This is a genomic window from Pseudomonas sp. KH_021 (assembly GCF_057838865.1).
In genome coordinates, this window is record NZ_CM174477.1 from 5,388,549 (window position 1) to 5,405,104 (window position 16,556).

The following is a 16,556-nucleotide window of genomic DNA, read 5'->3' on the forward strand; positions in this document are numbered from 1 at the left end:
CATGTAAGCCATATATCACGCCAGGAATGTCATCTTTCCTACAGTCGCCGTAGCCAATACTTCGGAACTGAAATCGCGTGCCATACTCCAAGCACTTCTTTGTCCGAGCCAGATGACGCCTCACATGCCCAAAGGATTGAAACGCGCCATTGGCGCCTTGTTGACTGTCTTGGCCCTCTACAGCCTGCTTGGCTTTCTGATACTGCCAGGGATTGGTCTGCGAATTGCCAATCAACAACTGACCAATTATGCGACCACGCCCGCTCATCTTGAGCGCTTGGAGTTCAATCCATTCAGCCTGGAACTGACGCTGTGGGGCTTGCAGATCGGTGAGCCAGGCAAGGAACAAGTCGCTTTCGAACGCCTGTACGCCAACCTGCAACTGGACAGCCTGTGGACAAAAGCCTTGCACTTGGCCGACGTCGAACTGGATAAGCCGCGTACCGAAATGCTGTTCAACAAAGACGGCACATTGAATCTGGTTGGGCTATTCAAGCTTCCTGCCAGTGAGCCCAAGCCAGAAGACCCCGAGAGCAAGCCGTTCCCCCTGCGTATCGACCAGATCAAGCTGGCCGGTGGGTATCTGCACTTCAAGGACATGCGCCCTAGCGAGCCAATCGAGTTCCTCTACGACGACATGAACCTTGCGCTGAAAAACCTCAGCACCCTGCCCGATGACAACGCCGACATGACCCTGGTGGCTATCGGCCCTGGAGGTGGACGTGTCGACTGGAGTGGCCGGATCAGCCTGGTGCCCATCACTTCCGAAGGCACACTCAAGATCACTGACGGCAAGATGAAAGTCTTCTGGCCGTATGTTCGCGATGCACTCCCCCTTGTGCTTGAAAAGGGTGTCTTGAACTTCAGCACGGACTACAAGCTGAACCTCTCCAAAGACACCCAATTGCTGCTGGAGAACGCCTCTATCAGCATCGCACCCTTTGCCATCAAGGCCCCCGATGGACGCCCCCTGGCGCGCCTGGAGCGCCTGGATGTCAGCGAAACCTCGGTTGACCTGGCCAAACAGTTGGTCACGGTTGGCAAAATACGCAGCCAGAAGCTGGAAACCTGGGCCGCGCGTGAGGCAGATGGCGAGCTGGATTGGCAAAAACTGTTTGCCAGCCAGCCGAACAAACCTGCGCCCGAGGAAAAAACGGCCCCGCCGACTGCCGACGACAAACCCGAAAATAAACCCGTGCCGGCCGCCCCTGGCAAGCCTTGGCAAGTGCTGTTGCGTGATGTCCAGCTACGTAATTACCAGGTTCACCTGACCGACCGTCAGCCCAAGGAGCCAGTGGCGCTGGAGTTGGGCCCACTGAATGTCGATTTGCAGAATTTCGACAGCCTGAACAAGTCCCCTTTTACCCTCAAGATTGATAGCGGCCTGGGTAAGCAAGGCAAATTGCAGGCGTCGGGGGAGGTGAATCTGGCCCCCATCAGCGCAAAATTCAAGGTCAGTACCCAGGACATCGACCTGCGAGTCGCGCAGGCGTATATCAGCCCACTCATCCGTCTTGAGCTGCGTAGCGGCATGCTGGGCAGCGATCTGAATGTCGACCTCAAAAGTACTGAGCCACTGGCACTGGTCGTCACTGGCAAGGCCCAGGTCAACCAGTTGCATACCCTGGATACGCTCAAGGAGCGTGACTTCGTGAAATGGCAGCAACTGCAACTCGACGGCCTGGAGTATCGTCACGGCGAGTTGATATCGATCGCCAAGGTCTCGCTGCAACAGCCCTACGCGCGTTTTATGATCAACGAGGACCGCACCACCAACGTCAGCGACCTGCTGATCCCGCAACCCTCCGAGACCAATCCCAAAGCCGCGGCCAAACCAGCTGCCAGCCAGGAAAAGCCCCTGGGCGTGCACATCGGCGCCATTAGCATCAATGACGGTTCTGCCAACTTCGCGGACTTCAGCCTGACGCCGAACTTCGCCACCGCCATGCAACAACTCAACGGTGAAATTGGCACCATCGATAGCCGCCAGCGCAAGCCGGCCAAGGTCGATGTCAAAGGCAAGGTTGACCGCTACGCCCCCGTCACCATCAAAGGCAGCCTGAACCCATTCGACCCGCTGGCCAGCCTGGATATTGCCACCCGCTTTCGGCGTGTCGAGCTGACCACCCTGACGCCTTACTCAGGCAAGTTCGCGGGCTATCGCATCCGCAAGGGCCGCTTGAACCTCGATTTGCACTATGTGATTACCAAAGGCCAGCTCAAGGCCGAGAACAAAGTCGTGGTCGAACAGTTGCAACTGGGCGAAAAAGTCGACAGCCCTGATGCGGTCGACCTGCCCATCCGCCTGGCCATTGCCTTGCTCAAGGACACTGAGGGCAAGATCTCCATCGAGCTACCGGTCTCCGGCAACCTCAATGACCCCCAATTCAGCGTAATGCCGATCGTCTGGCAAACCCTTAGAAATCTGGTGTTACGCGCCGCCCAGGCGCCGTTCAAGTTCATTGGCGGGCTGATCGATGGCGGTGGTGCGCAAGACCTTGGCACCGTGGCCTTTGCGGCCGGTTCGAGCGAACTGAGCGGGGATGCTCAATCAGCACTCACCAAGCTTGCGACAGCACTCAAGGCACGCCCTGCCCTGCGTCTTGAAATCGAAGGCACCAGCGCCCAGAGCAGTGACGGCCCACTGATTGCCGAGCAACGTCTTGAGCGCGAATACCAGAGCACCTACTACAAGATCCTGCAACGGCGTGGCGACAAGGTCCCGGCCCAAGCGGCGCTGCTGCAGGTTCCAGATGACGAAAAAACGCCGATGCTTGAAGGGATCTACCGTGCCCGCCTAAAGCAGCAACCACCGGCCGAATGGGAGCAATTGGACAAAACCGGGCGTACCGAAAAATTGCGTGAAGCGGTACTCAAGTCCTGGGCTGAAAGCGCCCTGTTGTTGCGCCAACTGGGGCAGGCCCGGGCCAGCACCATCAAGGATTTTCTGGTGGACAAAGGACAACTGGCTGACGACCGCGTGTACTTTATCGATGCCTCCCTGGGACAGGCTGAGTCCGATGGCCGTGTTATCACGCCGCTGCACTTGGATAGCGAATGAAACGGGGGCGCATGCCCCACTGTAGGAGCCAGCCTTGGCTGCGATAGCCTCACCGGGGTGCACCAGGCAAACCGCGGTGAGGCTATCGCGGCTAAAGCCGGCTCCTACCCCAAATCGTGGGTGCAATACCTTAACGCTCAATAAAAAACCCCGATGAAGAACATCGGGGTTTGATGAAGGTGACCAAGTCCTTTTGGTCTTCGCATGAACCTTCTGATACTGGCGAAATCCTTATTCGGATTTCAGGCCATCGGCCGAAACCGCCATCACGCCTTTAATTTTCTTGGTGATAGCAATAGCCATATCTTTCTGTGCATCGGTCACGGCGACGGTTGAAGACAGGGAAACTACGCCTTTGTTGGTCTCCACCTTGATGTCGCTGCCTGGAATCCCTTTTTCAGTCATCAGGTCAGCTTTGACCTTGGTGGTGATCCAGGTATCGGAGGTTGCTTCTTTGGCTTTGGTGACTTCACCAGCAGCAACCATCATGGGAGCCTGAGTAGTCTGGGCAGGCTGTTGGGCGAATGCCGCGTTGGCCAGAGTCAGGGTCAGGGCAGTGGCAGTAGCGGCAGCAATGGCGATCTTCTTCATACGAGTCACTCCTGTTTTTCGAAAGTCTGCGCCTCTGGTGGAGCCTGGCGTCAGGGTAACTAGGTTGTTGCAGGGCTTGTGCCAACCTTTCGAATAGTATTTTTACCTTTAATTTCAATAATTTAAAAATACATCCAGTTCCGCCGTTCGTGCATATTGCATGCTCAGCCTTAATTCTGCGTGCAAGATGCAAGTCCACCCGTAATCCTCGGCCTCATTCCTGCAGCCACAAAAAAAGGACCCCAAGGGGTCCTTTTTAACTGCTGGCAAATCTTTGTAGGAGCCAGCCTTGGCTGCGATGGGTCCACCACCGTGTATCAGGAGAACCGCGCGGTCTTCATCGCGGGTAAACCCTGCTCCCTACAGATCTTTAAACGCCCGATGCCTTGGCCGCTGCTACGTCCTTGATGGACAGCTTGATACGGCCGCGGTTGTCCACGTCCAGTACCAGTACTTCTACTTCCTGACCTTCCTTGAGGATGTCGGTCACTTTTTCGACGCGCTGATCGCTCAGCATCGAGATGTGAACCAGACCGTCCTTGCCTGGCAGGATGTTCACGAATGCGCCGAAGTCGACGATGCGCTCAACCTTACCGACGTAGATCTTACCGATCTCGGCTTCAGCAGTGATGCTCAGAACGCGCTGACGCGCCGCTTCTGCTGCTTCCTTGGTTTCGCCGAAGATCTTGATCGAGCCGTCGTCTTCGATGTCGATCGAAGCCTTGGTTTCTTCGCAGATCGCACGGATGGTCGCGCCACCTTTACCGATGACATCACGAATCTTGTCGGTATCGATCTTCATCGCGATCATGGTCGGAGCGTTTTCGGACAGCTCGCTACGGGACTGAGCGATGATCTGGTTCATCTGACCGAGAATGTTCAGGCGCGCTTCCAGGGCTTGGCCCAGAGCGATTTCCATGATTTCTTCGGTGATACCGTTGATCTTGATGTCCATCTGCAGCGCGGTAACACCTTTGGAGGTACCGGCTACCTTGAAGTCCATGTCGCCCAGGTGGTCTTCGTCACCCAGGATGTCGGTCAGAATGGCGAACTTCTCGCCTTCTTTGACCAGACCCATGGCGATACCCGCCACCGGAGCCTTCATCGGAACACCAGCGTCCATCAGTGCCAGGGATGCACCGCATACCGACGCCATGGAGCTGGAGCCGTTGGATTCGGTGATTTCCGATACCACACGGATGGTGTAAGGGAACACGTCGGCAGCTGGCAGCATGGCCTGGACCGAACGGCGAGCCAGACGACCGTGACCGATTTCACGACGACCAGCACCGCCCATGCGACCGCACTCACCCACCGAGAACGGAGGGAAGTTGTAGTGCAGCATGAAGGGGTCTTTTTTCTCGCCTTCCAGGGTGTCCAGCAGCTGCGCATCACGCGCAGTACCCAGGGTCGCGACGACCAGGGCCTGGGTTTCACCACGGGTGAACAGTGCCGAACCGTGAGTCTTGGGCAGAACGCCGACTTCGATGTTCAGCGGGCGAACAGTACGAGTGTCGCGACCGTCGATACGTGGCTTGCCGTTAACGATGTTTTCGCGAACGGTGCGGTATTCGATCTCGCCGAAGATTTCTTTCACTTCACCGGCAGAAGGCTGGCCTTCTTCACCAGAGAACTTGGCGATGGCCTGGTCACGCAACTCGCCCAGGCGAGCGTAGCGATCAGCCTTTACGGTGATGGTGTAGGCCTGGGAAACGGCTTCACCGAGTTCGGCACGAATCGACGACAGCAGCGCGGTGTTGGCAACGGCTGGCTTCCAGTCCCAGGTAGGCTTGGCAGCTTCGGCGGCCAGCTCTTTGACAGCCTGGATAACGACCTGGAGTTCGTCGTGGGCGAACAAAACAGCGCCCAGCATCTGGTCTTCGGTCAGCTCTTTGGCTTCCGATTCAACCATCAGAACGGCGTCGGAAGTACCGGCGACGACCATGTCCAGGCTCGAAGCGGCCAATTGCTCGTAGGTTGGGTTCAGCAGGTAGCCGGTGCTTTCATGGAAAGCAACGCGAGCGGCGCCGATCGGGCCTTCAAACGGAATGCCGGAGATGGCCAGCGCAGCGGAAGTACCGATCATCGCAGCGACGTCTGGATCAGTCTTCTTGCTGGTCGAAACGACGGTGCAGACAACCTGCACTTCGTTCATGAAACCTTCTGGGAACAGCGGGCGGATCGGGCGATCGATCAAACGCGAGGTCAGGGTTTCTTTCTCGGAAGGACGGCCTTCACGCTTGAAGAAACCACCAGGGATCTTGCCGGCAGCGTAGGTCTTTTCCTGATAGTGAACAGACAGAGGGAAGAAGCCCTTGCCTGGATCGGCTTGTTTAGCGCCAACCACGGTCACCAGTACGGTGACGTCATTATCAACGGTGACCAGCACAGCGCCGGAGGCTTGACGGGCAATACGGCCCGTTTCGAGGGTTACGGTCGACTGACCGAACTGAAACTTCTTGATTACCGGGTTCACGGCTTCCTACCTTCTTTAGTGGCTCTGGGGGAACTGGCTTCTTGCGAAATTCTTGGGCAGAAAGGGGAATCGGCCCCTTTGACCGTCCAGATAAAACTTGAGGCTGGAAGCCTGCCCTGCAAAAGCGATAAACGCTCAAGCAAGACAGGCAACCAACCTCATAGATACGCGCGGCGCGTTCATCAAGCCAGGCGATGAAGCCTGGACTCGAGGAGCCGAACCCGCCACGCACACCACTGGCCGGGCCGCTATTAGCGACGCAGGCCCAGACGACCGATCAAGGTGCTGTAACGAGTGGTGTCTTTGCCTTTCAGGTAGTCCAGCAGCTTACGACGCTGGTTAACCATACGGATCAGACCACGACGGGAGTGGTGGTCTTTGCCGTTGGCCTTGAAGTGGCCTTGCAGCTTGTTGATGTTTGCGGTCAGCAGTGCAACTTGCACTTCTGGCGAACCGGTGTCACCGGCTGCTTGCTGATAGTCGCCAACGATCTGTGCTTTTTCTTCAACGCTGAGTGCCATCTGGCTTCTCCAAAATCAAGGGAACCGAAGTCTCGGTTTCCAATAGGCCAGGGACAAAACCCTGTATTTAAAAGTGAGGGGTGACCGTGCCTATTAACAGCCATCCTCGTTCGGTCATTCCGACCGAATCAGTCGACGCGGCGCAATACGCCCGTCTTCGCTCACTTCACCGATACCGATGAAGCGACCATTGTGATCTTGTACCCGAACCATGCCGAACTTCGGCGCGTCGGGGGCGCGCACTGGCTGCCCATGCAACCAATAGAACGCGCTGTGCTCGGAAAACTGCAGCAAAGGCCAGTCTTGCAAACCGCTGTCCGAAGGCAGCAGGAACTGGTCGAGCGCTTCATTACCGCCTTCGGCATGCACCCGCTCAAGCTCTTCGAGCGTGACGGTCTGTGCCAACGAGAAAGGGCCTGCCTGGGTTCTGCGCAATTCTGCGACATAAGCCCCACACCCCAACTGCTCGCCGATATCCTCGACCAAGGTGCGGATGTAGGTACCCTTGGTGCAATCTACCGATAGCCGTGCACGGGTGTCTTCACACTCGAGCAGCTCCAAGCGGCCAATAGTAACAGAACGCGGTTCACGCTCCACTACTTCACCTGCACGGGCCAGCTTGTACAACGGCTGACCATCGCGCTTGAGGGCGGAGTACATCGGCGGTATCTGACTGATTTGACCACGAAATTGTGGCAAAACGGCTTCGATATCGGCACGACCAACGGTCACCTCGCGAGTACGCAAAACTTCGCCTTCTGCGTCCGCGGTGTTGGTGGTAACACCCAGTTGCATAACCGTTTCGTAGCCCTTGTCGGACTCGAGCAGATATTGGGAAAACTTGGTGGCCTCGCCAAAGCACAACGGCAGGACACCGGTCGCCAATGGATCGAGGCTTCCGGTATGCCCTGCCTTTTCGGCATTGAGCAACCAGCGAACCTTCTGCAGCGCGGCGTTGGATGTGAAACCCAAAGGCTTGTCGAGCAGAATGATACCGCTGACATTACGACGAATACGCTTGACCTGTGCCACGGGTTACTCCTTGGCTTCCAGGTTCGAGCCGTTTTCCTGGTGCTGGCTGTCTTCAGCCACGGCGCGCTCGATCAGTGCCGACAGATGGGCACCGCGGGCGACGCTTTCATCGTAATGGAAGTGCAGTTGAGGAACGCTGCGCAGCTTCATTTCCCGAGCCAGCTGCATGCGCAGGAAGCCTGCGGCAGAGTTCAGCACTTTCAAGGTTTGTGCGATGTCTTGGGCAGTGTCCTGCCCCATCACGGTAATGAAGATCTTGGCATGACCCACATCGCGGCTTACATCGACCGCAGTGATGGTGACCAGGCCAACGCGAGGATCCTTGACTTCGCGGCGGATCAGTTGGGACAGCTCACGCTGCATCTGATCACCGATTCGCTGGGTACGGCTATATACTTTTGCCATGTCTCACCTGTAACTAAAGCGGCAAACGCCCGGCGAGGCGGAAGCCTGACCGGGCGTTGCGTTCAGAACCCGGGGGTGCGCCAAGGGCGCAACCCACCTGATTCCTTGAGCTCGCGACTTAAAGCGTACGAGCCACCTGGACCTTCTCGAAGACTTCGATCTTGTCACCGACCTTGACGTCGTTGTAGCTCTTGACGCCGATACCGCATTCCATGCCGGCACGCACTTCGGACGCATCGTCCTTGAAGCGACGCAGCGATTCGAGTTCGCCTTCGAAGATAACAACGTCTTCGCGCAGTACACGAATCGGACGGTTACGGTGGACCGTACCTTCAATCACCATGCAGCCTGCGATCGCGCCAAACTTCGGCGAACGGAACACGTCACGCACTTCGGCGATACCCAGGATGTTCTCGCGAACATCGCTGCCGAGCATACCGGTCAGGGCTTTCTTGACGTCTTCGATGATGTCGTAGATTACGTTGTAGTAACGCATATCCAGACCTTCCTGCTCGACGATCTTGCGCGCACCGGCATCGGCACGAACGTTGAAGCCGAACAGCACCGCGTTGGACGCGAGCGCCAGGTTAGCATCGCTCTCGGTGATACCACCGACACCGCCTGCCACGACCCGTACTTGTACTTCGTCGTTGCCCAGACCGCCCAGGGAGCCCTGCAGGGCTTCGAGAGAACCACGAACGTCGGCCTTGAGGACGATGTTGAGGGTCTTCTTCTCTTCCTGGCCCATGTTCTCGAAAATGTTTTCGAGTTTGCCAGCATGAGCGCGAGCCAGTTTGACTTCGCGGAATTTGCCTTGACGGAACAGAGCCACTTCACGGGCTTTCTTCTCGTCAGCGACCACGCTCAGCTCGTCACCAGCGTCCGGCGTACCGTCCAGGCCGAGAATCTCGACTGGGAACGACGGGCCGGCTTCTTTAACAGGCTTGCCGTTTTCGTCAAGCATGGCACGCACGCGGCCATAGTTCGAACCGCACAGGACCATGTCGCCTTGGCGCAGAGTACCGTCCTGGACCAGCACGGTGGCTACCGGGCCACGACCCTTGTCCAGACGCGACTCGACCACGACACCACGACCAGGCGCGGATGGAGTGGCCTTGAGCTCGAGGATCTCGGCTTGCAGCAGGACAGCTTCCAGCAGTTCGTCGACGCCGGTACCCATCTTGGCGGAGACCTGGACGAAAGGTGTGTCGCCACCCCATTCCTCGGAAGTCACGCCATGAGTCGACAGCTCGCTGCGAATGCGATCCAGGTCTGCACCTGGCTTGTCGATCTTGTTCACCGCAACAACCAGCGGTACGCCAGCGGCGCTCGCATGCTGTACGGCTTCAACGGTTTGCGGCATCACGCCGTCGTCCGCTGCAACCACCAGGATCACGATGTCGGTCGCCTTGGCACCACGAGCACGCATAGCGGTAAACGCCGCGTGGCCTGGGGTGTCGAGGAAGGTGACCATGCCGCGATCGGTTTCAACGTGGTATGCACCGATGTGCTGGGTAATACCACCGGCTTCGCCAGCAGCAACCTTGGCACGACGGATGTAGTCGAGCAGGGAGGTCTTACCGTGGTCAACGTGACCCATTACGGTCACAACCGGCGCACGAGCAAAAGTCTCGCCTTCGAACTTCAGGGACTCGGCCAGGGAATCTTCCAGGGCGTTGTCGCTGACCAGCGTAACTTTGTGACCAAGTTCTTCAGCAACCAGCTGGGCAGTTTCCTGGTCCAGTACCTGGTTGATGGTCACCGGAGTGCCCAGCTTGAACATGAACTTGATGACTTCAGCGGCCTTGACCGACATCTGTGCCGACAATTCGCCCACGGTGATGGTCTCACCGATGGATACGTCACGCACGACAGGGCCGGTAGGGCTCTGGAAGCCGTGAGCATTACGCTTCTTCGGCTTGCCCTTGCCACGACCACCACGACGGAAACCATCGCTTTCTTCGTCGGTAGTGCGCGGAGCAGCCCGTGGAGTCGGCGCTTTCTCTTTAACGGTGGCGCGGTGCGGCGCAGCCTTGCGAGGCTCGTCGCGACGATCATCGTTGCGCGGTTTGTCCGGGCGACGCAGTTCGTCTTTCTTGCGCTCTACCGCCGGAGCTGGAGCAGGTTCTACTGCGTCAACCACAGGCACTGTAGGTGCCGGAGCCGGCGCTGCAGCTGCTGGCTGCGAAGCTGCCTGGGCAGGCTGACGACGCGCTTCATCCTGAGCACGCAGACGGGCTTCTTCATCAGCCTTCTGGCGTGCAGCATTTTCAGCGGCGCGACGTTCGTCCTGCTCGCGCTTCTGCTCAGCCTGGATTTCTTCCGGGCTGCGCTGCACGAATACTTTCTTCTTGCGTACTTCTACGCTGATGCTCTTGCTGCCAGCCACACGCAGGGTGCTGGTGGTTTTGCGCTGCAAGGTAATCTTGCGCGGCTCTTCCGCCTTGGCTTTGTGGCTGCTTTTCAAATGAGCCAGCAGAGCCTGCTTCTCATTGTCGGTCACAACTTGTCCGGCGTCGGTGTGTGGCAAACCTGCCTCACGCATCTGCTGCAACAGGCGCTCTACCGGTGCGGCGACCTCTTTGGCCAATTCTTTCACCGTGACTTGCGTCATGCACTTCTCTCCTCAGGCCGCGCCTACTTACTCGAACCAGTGGGCTCGGGCGGCCATGATCAACTTGCCGGCACGTTCTTCATCAATGCCGTCGATGTCGAGCAGGTCGTCAATAGACTGCTCGGCCAGGTCTTCGCGGGTAATCACGCCGCGCACCGCCAGTTCCATCGCCAAATCCTTGTCCATACCCTCAAGAGAGAGTAGGTCTTCGGCTGGATGGGCGTCTGCCAGCTTTTCCTCGGTAGCGATGGCTTTGGTCAACAAACGGTCCTTGGCCCGAGCACGAAGCTCGTTGACGATGTCCTCGTCAAAACCATCGATGTTGAGCATTTCTTCCAACGGTACGTAGGCAATCTCTTCCAGGCTAGTGAAGCCTTCGTCGACAAGCACCTGGGCCAGCTCTTCGTCGACTTCCAGCTCGTCGATGAAGTTGCGCAGGATATCGCCGGTTTCAGCTTGCTGTTTGGCCTGGATGTCCGATTCGGTCATCACGTTCAAGGTCCAGCCAGTCAACTGACTGGCCAGGCGTACGTTCTGACCGCCGCGACCAATTGCCTGGGCCAGATTGTCCGCACCGACGGCGATGTCCATGGCATGGGCATCTTCATCAACGATGATTGCCGCCACTTCAGCCGGAGACATAGCGTTGATCACGAACTGAGCAGGGTTGTCGTCCCACAGGACGATGTCAACACGCTCACCACCCAACTCACCCGATACCGCCTGGACGCGCGAACCGCGCATACCGATGCAGGCACCTTGTGGGTCGATGCGCTTGTCCTTGGAGCGAACAGCGATCTTGGCACGCGAACCCGGGTCACGGGACGCAGCCATCACTTCAATCAGACCTTCAGCAATTTCCGGCACCTCGATGCGGAACAGTTCGATCAGCATTTCTGGCGCAGTACGCGACAGAATCAGCTGAGGTCCACGGTTCTCGGTGCGGATTTCCTTGAGCAGCGCACGAACACGTACGCCAACCCGGAAAGTTTCGCGAGAAATAATATCTTCGCGTGCCAGCAAGGCTTCGGCGTTATTGCCCAGGTCAACGATGACATTGTCACGCGTTACCTTTTTCACCGTGCCGGAGATAATTTCGCCCAGTCGCTCGCGGTAGGCGTCCACGACTTGAGCACGTTCGGCTTCACGGACTTTCTGCACAATCACTTGCTTGGCAGTTTGAGCCGCGATACGACCGAACTCGATCGATTCGATTTTTTCTTCGATGACGTCGCCGACTTTGGCTTCAGGATAGGTTACCTGAATCTTGCTCGGCCAGGTCTCGATCGCTGGATCATCAAGATCGTCTTCTTCGACGACCGTCCAGCGACGGAAGGTTTCGTAGTTACCAGTGTGACGGTTGATTTCCACACGCAGGTCGACTTCGTCTTCAAAACGTTTTTTGGTCGCGGTGGCCAGAGCCACTTCCAGCGCCTCAAAAATTACGCTAGCCGGTACACCCTTTTCATTGGATACCGACTCAACAACCAGCAGTACTTCTTTGCTCATCGTACGCCTCGCCTTTCGCAAGCCCTTGGATCCGCGTGATCCGCAGGATCTGGCACGTCTCAGTCAAATCGGGGAATAATGTTGGCCTTGTCGATCAAATCGATCGGCAACAGAAATTCATGGTCATCAACCTGCACCACGACGTCCTGCTCCTCTACCCCACGCAGAAGGCCCTGAAAATTGCGACGCCCTTCAAAAGGCGAGCGCAGCTTGATCTTCACTTGTTCCCCGGCGTGCGCGGCAAACTGCTCAAGAGTGAACAGCGGGCGTTCCATGCCAGGAGAAGAAACTTCAAGGGTGTATTCAGAAGCGATAGGATCTTCGACGTCGAGAATACCGCTGATCTGACGACTGACAATTGCGCAGTCATCAACCAACACGCCGCCTTCTTTATCGATATAAATACGCAACAGTGAATGACGGCCTTGAGCGGAAAACTCAATGCCCCAGCATTCGTAGCCAAGGCCCGTGACCACCGGGGCCAACAAGGCCTGCAACTGTTCTAGCTTGCTCGACACCTGAACCCCCTCGTGCATGCTTGTGCAAATAAAAAATGGGCAAAGCGCCCATCCCGGAAAACGCCGCTGAATAACGACGCCATAAAAACTGTCCAGCTAACAAAAAGCCCCTGAAAAGGGGCTCCGCTAAAACTGGTTGCGGGGGCTGGATTTGAACCAACGACCTTCGGGTTATGAGCCCGACGAGCTACCAGACTGCTCCACCCCGCGACAAAGCTGGGGCGAAAGTATACGACCGAACCCCGTCAGGGTCAATCTAACCTCCACCTACAAGAAAGCCCGCTACTGCGGGCTATCTTGCTTAATTGGTACCGAGAAGGGGACTCGAACCCCTACACCCTATGGGCACAACCACCTCAAGGTTGCGTGTCTACCAATTCCACCACCTCGGCAAAACTACATTTGAAACCCTTTACTTCTGCTCTGGATTCGCTGGGACGTCAGTAGGAGCTACTTCAGTCTTTTGCTGTTCCTGGAGCACCGGAACATCATCTGTTGCCGGTTTTTGCTTCGGTACTTCCAACACTGCTGGATCTGGCAAACCTACTTGAGTCAGCTCGTGAGCTTTCTCTTTAGCAAAGTAACCTAACCCTAAGCTGGTCAAGAAGAAACTGGCGGCAAGTATAGCAGTAAACTTACTAAGAAAGGTAGAGGAACCTTGGCTTCCGAACACAGTATTTGATGCACCTGCTCCGAAAGACGCGCCAGCATCCGCACCTTTACCCTGCTGCAGCAAAACCAGAGCTACTACGCCCAGCGCACCCAGCAGATGAAAAACGACTACGACTGTTTCCAGCATTTTCTCAGTTTCCCGCGGCGCGACAGATCGCACCGAATTCATCTGCATCCAGGGAAGCTCCACCAACAAGCCCCCCATCGATATCCGGCATGCCGAACAGTTCGACCGCATTGGCCGCCTTCACGCTGCCGCCGTATAGAAGCCGCACGCCTTGTGCGACCTCGGCATTCTTTGCTGCCAGTTGCGCGCGAATGGCCGCATGCACATCTTGCGCTTGCTGCGGCGTTGCCGTCAGCCCGGTACCAATGGCCCAGACCGGCTCATACGCCACAACCGCTCCAGCAAAAACCTCGACACCAAACGCTTCGATAATGCTGTTGAGCTGACGCCCAACCACTTCAAGCGTTTCACCTGCCTGGCGCTGCTCAAGGGTTTCCCCTACACACAACACCGGTATCAGGCCAGCCGCTTGAGCCACTGCAAACTTGCGGTTGAGCATTTCATCGCTCTCGCCCATCTGGCGACGCTCCGAATGACCCACCAACACCAGCTTGCAGCCTACATCAGCAAATTGCTCCGGCGAAACCTCACCGGTCAAGGCGCCCTGCTTTTGCTCGACTGCGCAGTTCTGGGCGCCTACTGCAACCCCTGCACCCAGCAGACCTTCGATCGCTTGATCGATGTACACGCTAGGCGGAAAAACCGCTACATCAACACCGCCAGGCAGGGCCTGATTACCTAGGCCCTTGATCAGCTCAGCGACGCTGGCGCGGGTACCGTGCATTTTCCAGTTACCAGCTACCATAGGGCGACGCATGCTGTACCTCGTCGGTCAAAGTGGGCGCAGATGTTACCCAACCGAATCACGACTGGCAAGCCAAAATCAGACACAAACTTCACTTACCAGCTTTGCCAGCTCTTCGGCGTAGCCTCGGACCTGGTTTTCGTCATCCCCTTCGACCATCACACGCACCAAAGGCTCTGTACCGGACTTGCGCAGCAATACTCGACCACGCCCCGCCATTGCCTCGGTGACGCGCTCACAAGCCGCCTTGACCGCTGGATGCTCAACAGGATCGACACCACCACCAAAACGCACGTTGATCAGCACCTGGGGGCATTTACGCAGCCCCTGACGCGCCTGCGCCAGGGTCTCCCCACGACGCTTGAGCGACATCAGCACCTGCAGCGCAGCAATGATCGCATCACCCGTGGTGGTGTGATGGCAGCACAGCACATGCCCGGAATTCTCACCGCCGATCTGCCAGTTACGCTCCAGCAGCTCTGCCACCACATATCGGTCACCGACCTTGGCGCGCACAAACGGGATCGACAGATCCTTCAAGGCAAGTTCCAGGCCCAGATTACTCATGAGCGTACCCACAACCCCGCCCTGCAACTTGCCACGCTCATGCAGGTCACGAGCAATCATGAACAACAGGTCGTCGCCATCGACAATGGCGCCCGTGTGATCGACCATCAGTACTCGATCGCCGTCACCATCGAATGCGATACCCAGGTCGGCATGCCCCACCAACACCGCAGCCTGCAGCGACTCGATATGAGTGGAGCCGCAGTTGTCATTGATGTTCAGCCCGTTAGGCTCGGCGGCCAGCACGGTAACGCTGGCACCCAGCTCACGGAACACGCTTGGCGCGACCTTGTAGGTAGCACCATGGGCGCAATCGACCACGATCTTCAGACCCGCAAAAGTGGTGCCGGTCGGCACACTGCTCTTACAGAACTCGATATAACGACCAGCGGCATCATTGATGCGCGACACTTTGCCAAGCTTGCTCGATTCAACGACCGTCATCGGGGCATCCAGCAACTCCTCGATCATCAACTCGACTTCGTCAGGCAATTTGGTACCTTCGCCCGAGAAAAACTTGATGCCGTTGTCGTCATGAGGGTTATGCGAAGCGCTGATGACAATCCCGGCTTCGGCATGGAAAGTACGGGTGAGGTAGGCAATGGCCGGTGTAGGCATTGGCCCAAGCAGCATCACGTCTGCACCGGCGGCGGACAGGCCAGCCTCTAGCGCGGATTCGAACATATAGCCCGAGATACGCGTGTCCTTGCCGACCAGTACTTTGCAGGCGCCCTGGCTACGAAACGCCATGCCCGCTGCCCAACCAAGCTTCAACATGAAATCTGGAGTAATGGGGAACTCGCCGACACGACCACGGATGCCGTCGGTACCGAAATATTTTTTGCTCATAAATGCTCCATCATTCTTATTCAGCGGCGTTGACGGCTGCGATCATGCGCACGACATCGACTGTTTCGGCCACATCGTGGACCCGTAGGATTTTTGCGCCCTTGACCATCGCCAGCGCCGCAAGCGCCAAGCCACCATACAAGCGTTCACCCACCGGGCGCTGCAAGGCCAGGCCGATCATGCTCTTTCGCGACACACCTACCAACAGCGGCCTCCCCAGATCATGAAGGGCTTCCATATGCTTGAAAAGACTTAGATTGTGCTCCAGGGTCTTGGCAAAGCCAAAGCCCGGATCAAGGATGATGCGCTCCGGACCAATGCCCGCCGCCGCGCACGCACCCATGCGCTCTTCAAGAAATAGGCCTACTTCAGCGACCACATTTTCATACTGGGGATCATCCTGCATATCGCCCGGCTCCCCCAGCATATGCATAAGGCAGACAGGCAACCCGGTATCCGCAGCGGCATCCAGTGCGCCATCGCGACGCAACGAACGCACATCGTTGATCAAGCCGGCACCCAAGCGCGCCGTCTCGCGCATAACCGCAGGCGTTGAGGTATCGACCGAAATAATGACATCCAGTTCGCGACTGATCGCCTCGACCACAGGCGCCACACGCTCCAGCTCCTCAAGAGGGGAAACCACCCGCGCACCCGGCCGGGTCGACTCGCCACCCACATCAATCAGCGTAGCCCCGGCAGCGACCATCGCCGCAGCATGGCGCAAGGCATCATCGATATGAGTAAAGCGACCACCGTCGGAGAAAGAATCGGGGGTAGCGTTGAGAATGCCCATCACATGGGTATGGGCCAAATCAAGAACCCGGTTGCCGCAAGGCAACCGGGTTGGGTACTGCTCGAATGTCATC

General features: G+C 57.3%; 13 protein-coding genes and 2 tRNA genes. 1 reads left to right on the plus strand and 14 read right to left on the minus strand.

The window, feature by feature from the left end; genetic code table 11:
* Positions 1–124 precede the first annotated feature (124 nt).
* Entirely contained in the window at positions 125–3,061 is a 2,937-nt protein-coding gene (locus AC3IX4_RS24910; RefSeq protein WP_489257991.1) for a DUF748 domain-containing protein, read from the plus strand.
* Between the two features lie 231 nt (positions 3,062–3,292).
* Here the strand turns inward: AC3IX4_RS24910 and AC3IX4_RS24915 are convergent, their stop codons facing one another.
* From AC3IX4_RS24915 to folP, 14 genes are all read right to left on the minus strand, one after another.
* Positions 3,293–3,652, minus strand: coding sequence for a BON domain-containing protein (locus tag AC3IX4_RS24915; protein ID WP_489257992.1), 360 nt, complete (start codon positions 3,650–3,652; stop codon positions 3,293–3,295).
* Positions 3,653–4,022: 370 nt separating this feature from the next.
* Positions 4,023–6,128, minus strand: a complete 2,106-nt coding sequence (pnp, locus tag AC3IX4_RS24920) for a polyribonucleotide nucleotidyltransferase (RefSeq protein ID WP_489257993.1) — start codon at positions 6,126–6,128, stop codon at positions 4,023–4,025.
* A 251-nt stretch (positions 6,129–6,379) separates the two neighbouring features.
* On the minus strand, positions 6,380–6,649 hold the full coding sequence (gene rpsO / locus AC3IX4_RS24925; RefSeq protein ID WP_489257994.1) for a 30S ribosomal protein S15: 270 nt from the start codon (positions 6,647–6,649) through the stop codon (positions 6,380–6,382).
* Between the two features lie 114 nt (positions 6,650–6,763).
* A complete protein-coding gene (truB, locus tag AC3IX4_RS24930) occupies positions 6,764–7,681 on the minus strand; it encodes a tRNA pseudouridine(55) synthase TruB (RefSeq protein ID WP_489257995.1) in 918 nt (305 codons plus the stop codon).
* A 3-nt stretch (positions 7,682–7,684) separates the two neighbouring features.
* Positions 7,685–8,086 carry a 30S ribosome-binding factor RbfA gene (gene rbfA, locus AC3IX4_RS24935; protein ID WP_489257996.1) on the minus strand — a complete coding sequence of 134 codons (402 nt, stop codon included), beginning with the start codon at positions 8,084–8,086 and terminating at the stop codon, positions 7,685–7,687.
* Positions 8,087–8,204: 118 nt separating this feature from the next.
* Entirely contained in the window at positions 8,205–10,700 is a 2,496-nt protein-coding gene (infB, locus tag AC3IX4_RS24940; RefSeq protein WP_489257997.1) for a translation initiation factor IF-2, read from the minus strand.
* A gap of 27 nt (positions 10,701–10,727) precedes the next feature.
* Positions 10,728–12,209 carry a transcription termination factor NusA gene (gene nusA / locus AC3IX4_RS24945; RefSeq protein WP_489257998.1) on the minus strand — a complete coding sequence of 494 codons (1,482 nt, stop codon included), beginning with the start codon at positions 12,207–12,209 and terminating at the stop codon, positions 10,728–10,730.
* A 59-nt stretch (positions 12,210–12,268) separates the two neighbouring features.
* The gene (gene rimP, locus AC3IX4_RS24950; RefSeq protein ID WP_489257999.1) at positions 12,269–12,727 is read right to left on the minus strand and encodes a ribosome maturation factor RimP; all 459 of its coding nucleotides are present in this window, start codon (positions 12,725–12,727) and stop codon (positions 12,269–12,271) included.
* A gap of 133 nt (positions 12,728–12,860) precedes the next feature.
* A tRNA-Met gene (locus AC3IX4_RS24955) sits at positions 12,861–12,937 on the minus strand.
* Positions 12,938–13,033: 96 nt separating this feature from the next.
* Positions 13,034–13,119, minus strand: a tRNA-Leu gene (locus tag AC3IX4_RS24960).
* A gap of 20 nt (positions 13,120–13,139) precedes the next feature.
* Positions 13,140–13,526: a preprotein translocase subunit SecG gene (secG, locus tag AC3IX4_RS24965; RefSeq protein ID WP_489258000.1), complete on the minus strand. Its 387-nt coding sequence runs from the start codon at positions 13,524–13,526 to the stop codon at positions 13,140–13,142.
* 4 nt (positions 13,527–13,530) lie between these two features.
* Positions 13,531–14,283, minus strand: coding sequence for a triose-phosphate isomerase (tpiA, locus tag AC3IX4_RS24970; RefSeq protein WP_489258001.1), 753 nt, complete (start codon positions 14,281–14,283; stop codon positions 13,531–13,533).
* Between the two features lie 66 nt (positions 14,284–14,349).
* Positions 14,350–15,687, minus strand: coding sequence for a phosphoglucosamine mutase (gene glmM / locus AC3IX4_RS24975; RefSeq protein WP_489258002.1), 1,338 nt, complete (start codon positions 15,685–15,687; stop codon positions 14,350–14,352).
* A 16-nt stretch (positions 15,688–15,703) separates the two neighbouring features.
* The gene (folP, locus tag AC3IX4_RS24980) at positions 15,704–16,555 is read right to left on the minus strand and encodes a dihydropteroate synthase (protein WP_489258003.1); all 852 of its coding nucleotides are present in this window, start codon (positions 16,553–16,555) and stop codon (positions 15,704–15,706) included.
* Position 16,556 lies beyond the last annotated feature (1 nt).

Excerpts from the sequence above, each read along its gene's own strand:
- AC3IX4_RS24910 (WP_489257991.1), top strand. The coding sequence starts at position 125 with ATGCCCAAAGGATTGAAACGCGCCATTGGCGCCTTGTTGACTGTCTTG.
- AC3IX4_RS24915 (WP_489257992.1), bottom strand. The coding sequence starts at position 3,652 with ATGAAGAAGATCGCCATTGCTGCCGCTACTGCCACTGCCCTGACCCTG.
- rpsO (WP_489257994.1), bottom strand. The coding sequence starts at position 6,649 with ATGGCACTCAGCGTTGAAGAAAAAGCACAGATCGTTGGCGACTATCAG.
- rbfA (WP_489257996.1), bottom strand. The coding sequence starts at position 8,086 with ATGGCAAAAGTATATAGCCGTACCCAGCGAATCGGTGATCAGATGCAG.
- infB (WP_489257997.1), bottom strand. The coding sequence starts at position 10,700 with ATGACGCAAGTCACGGTGAAAGAATTGGCCAAAGAGGTCGCCGCACCG.
- nusA (WP_489257998.1), bottom strand. The coding sequence starts at position 12,209 with ATGAGCAAAGAAGTACTGCTGGTTGTTGAGTCGGTATCCAATGAAAAG.
- secG (WP_489258000.1), bottom strand. The coding sequence starts at position 13,526 with ATGCTGGAAACAGTCGTAGTCGTTTTTCATCTGCTGGGTGCGCTGGGC.
- tpiA (WP_489258001.1), bottom strand. The coding sequence starts at position 14,283 with ATGCGTCGCCCTATGGTAGCTGGTAACTGGAAAATGCACGGTACCCGC.
- glmM (WP_489258002.1), bottom strand. The coding sequence starts at position 15,687 with ATGAGCAAAAAATATTTCGGTACCGACGGCATCCGTGGTCGTGTCGGC.
- folP (WP_489258003.1), bottom strand. The coding sequence starts at position 16,555 with ATGACATTCGAGCAGTACCCAACCCGGTTGCCTTGCGGCAACCGGGTT.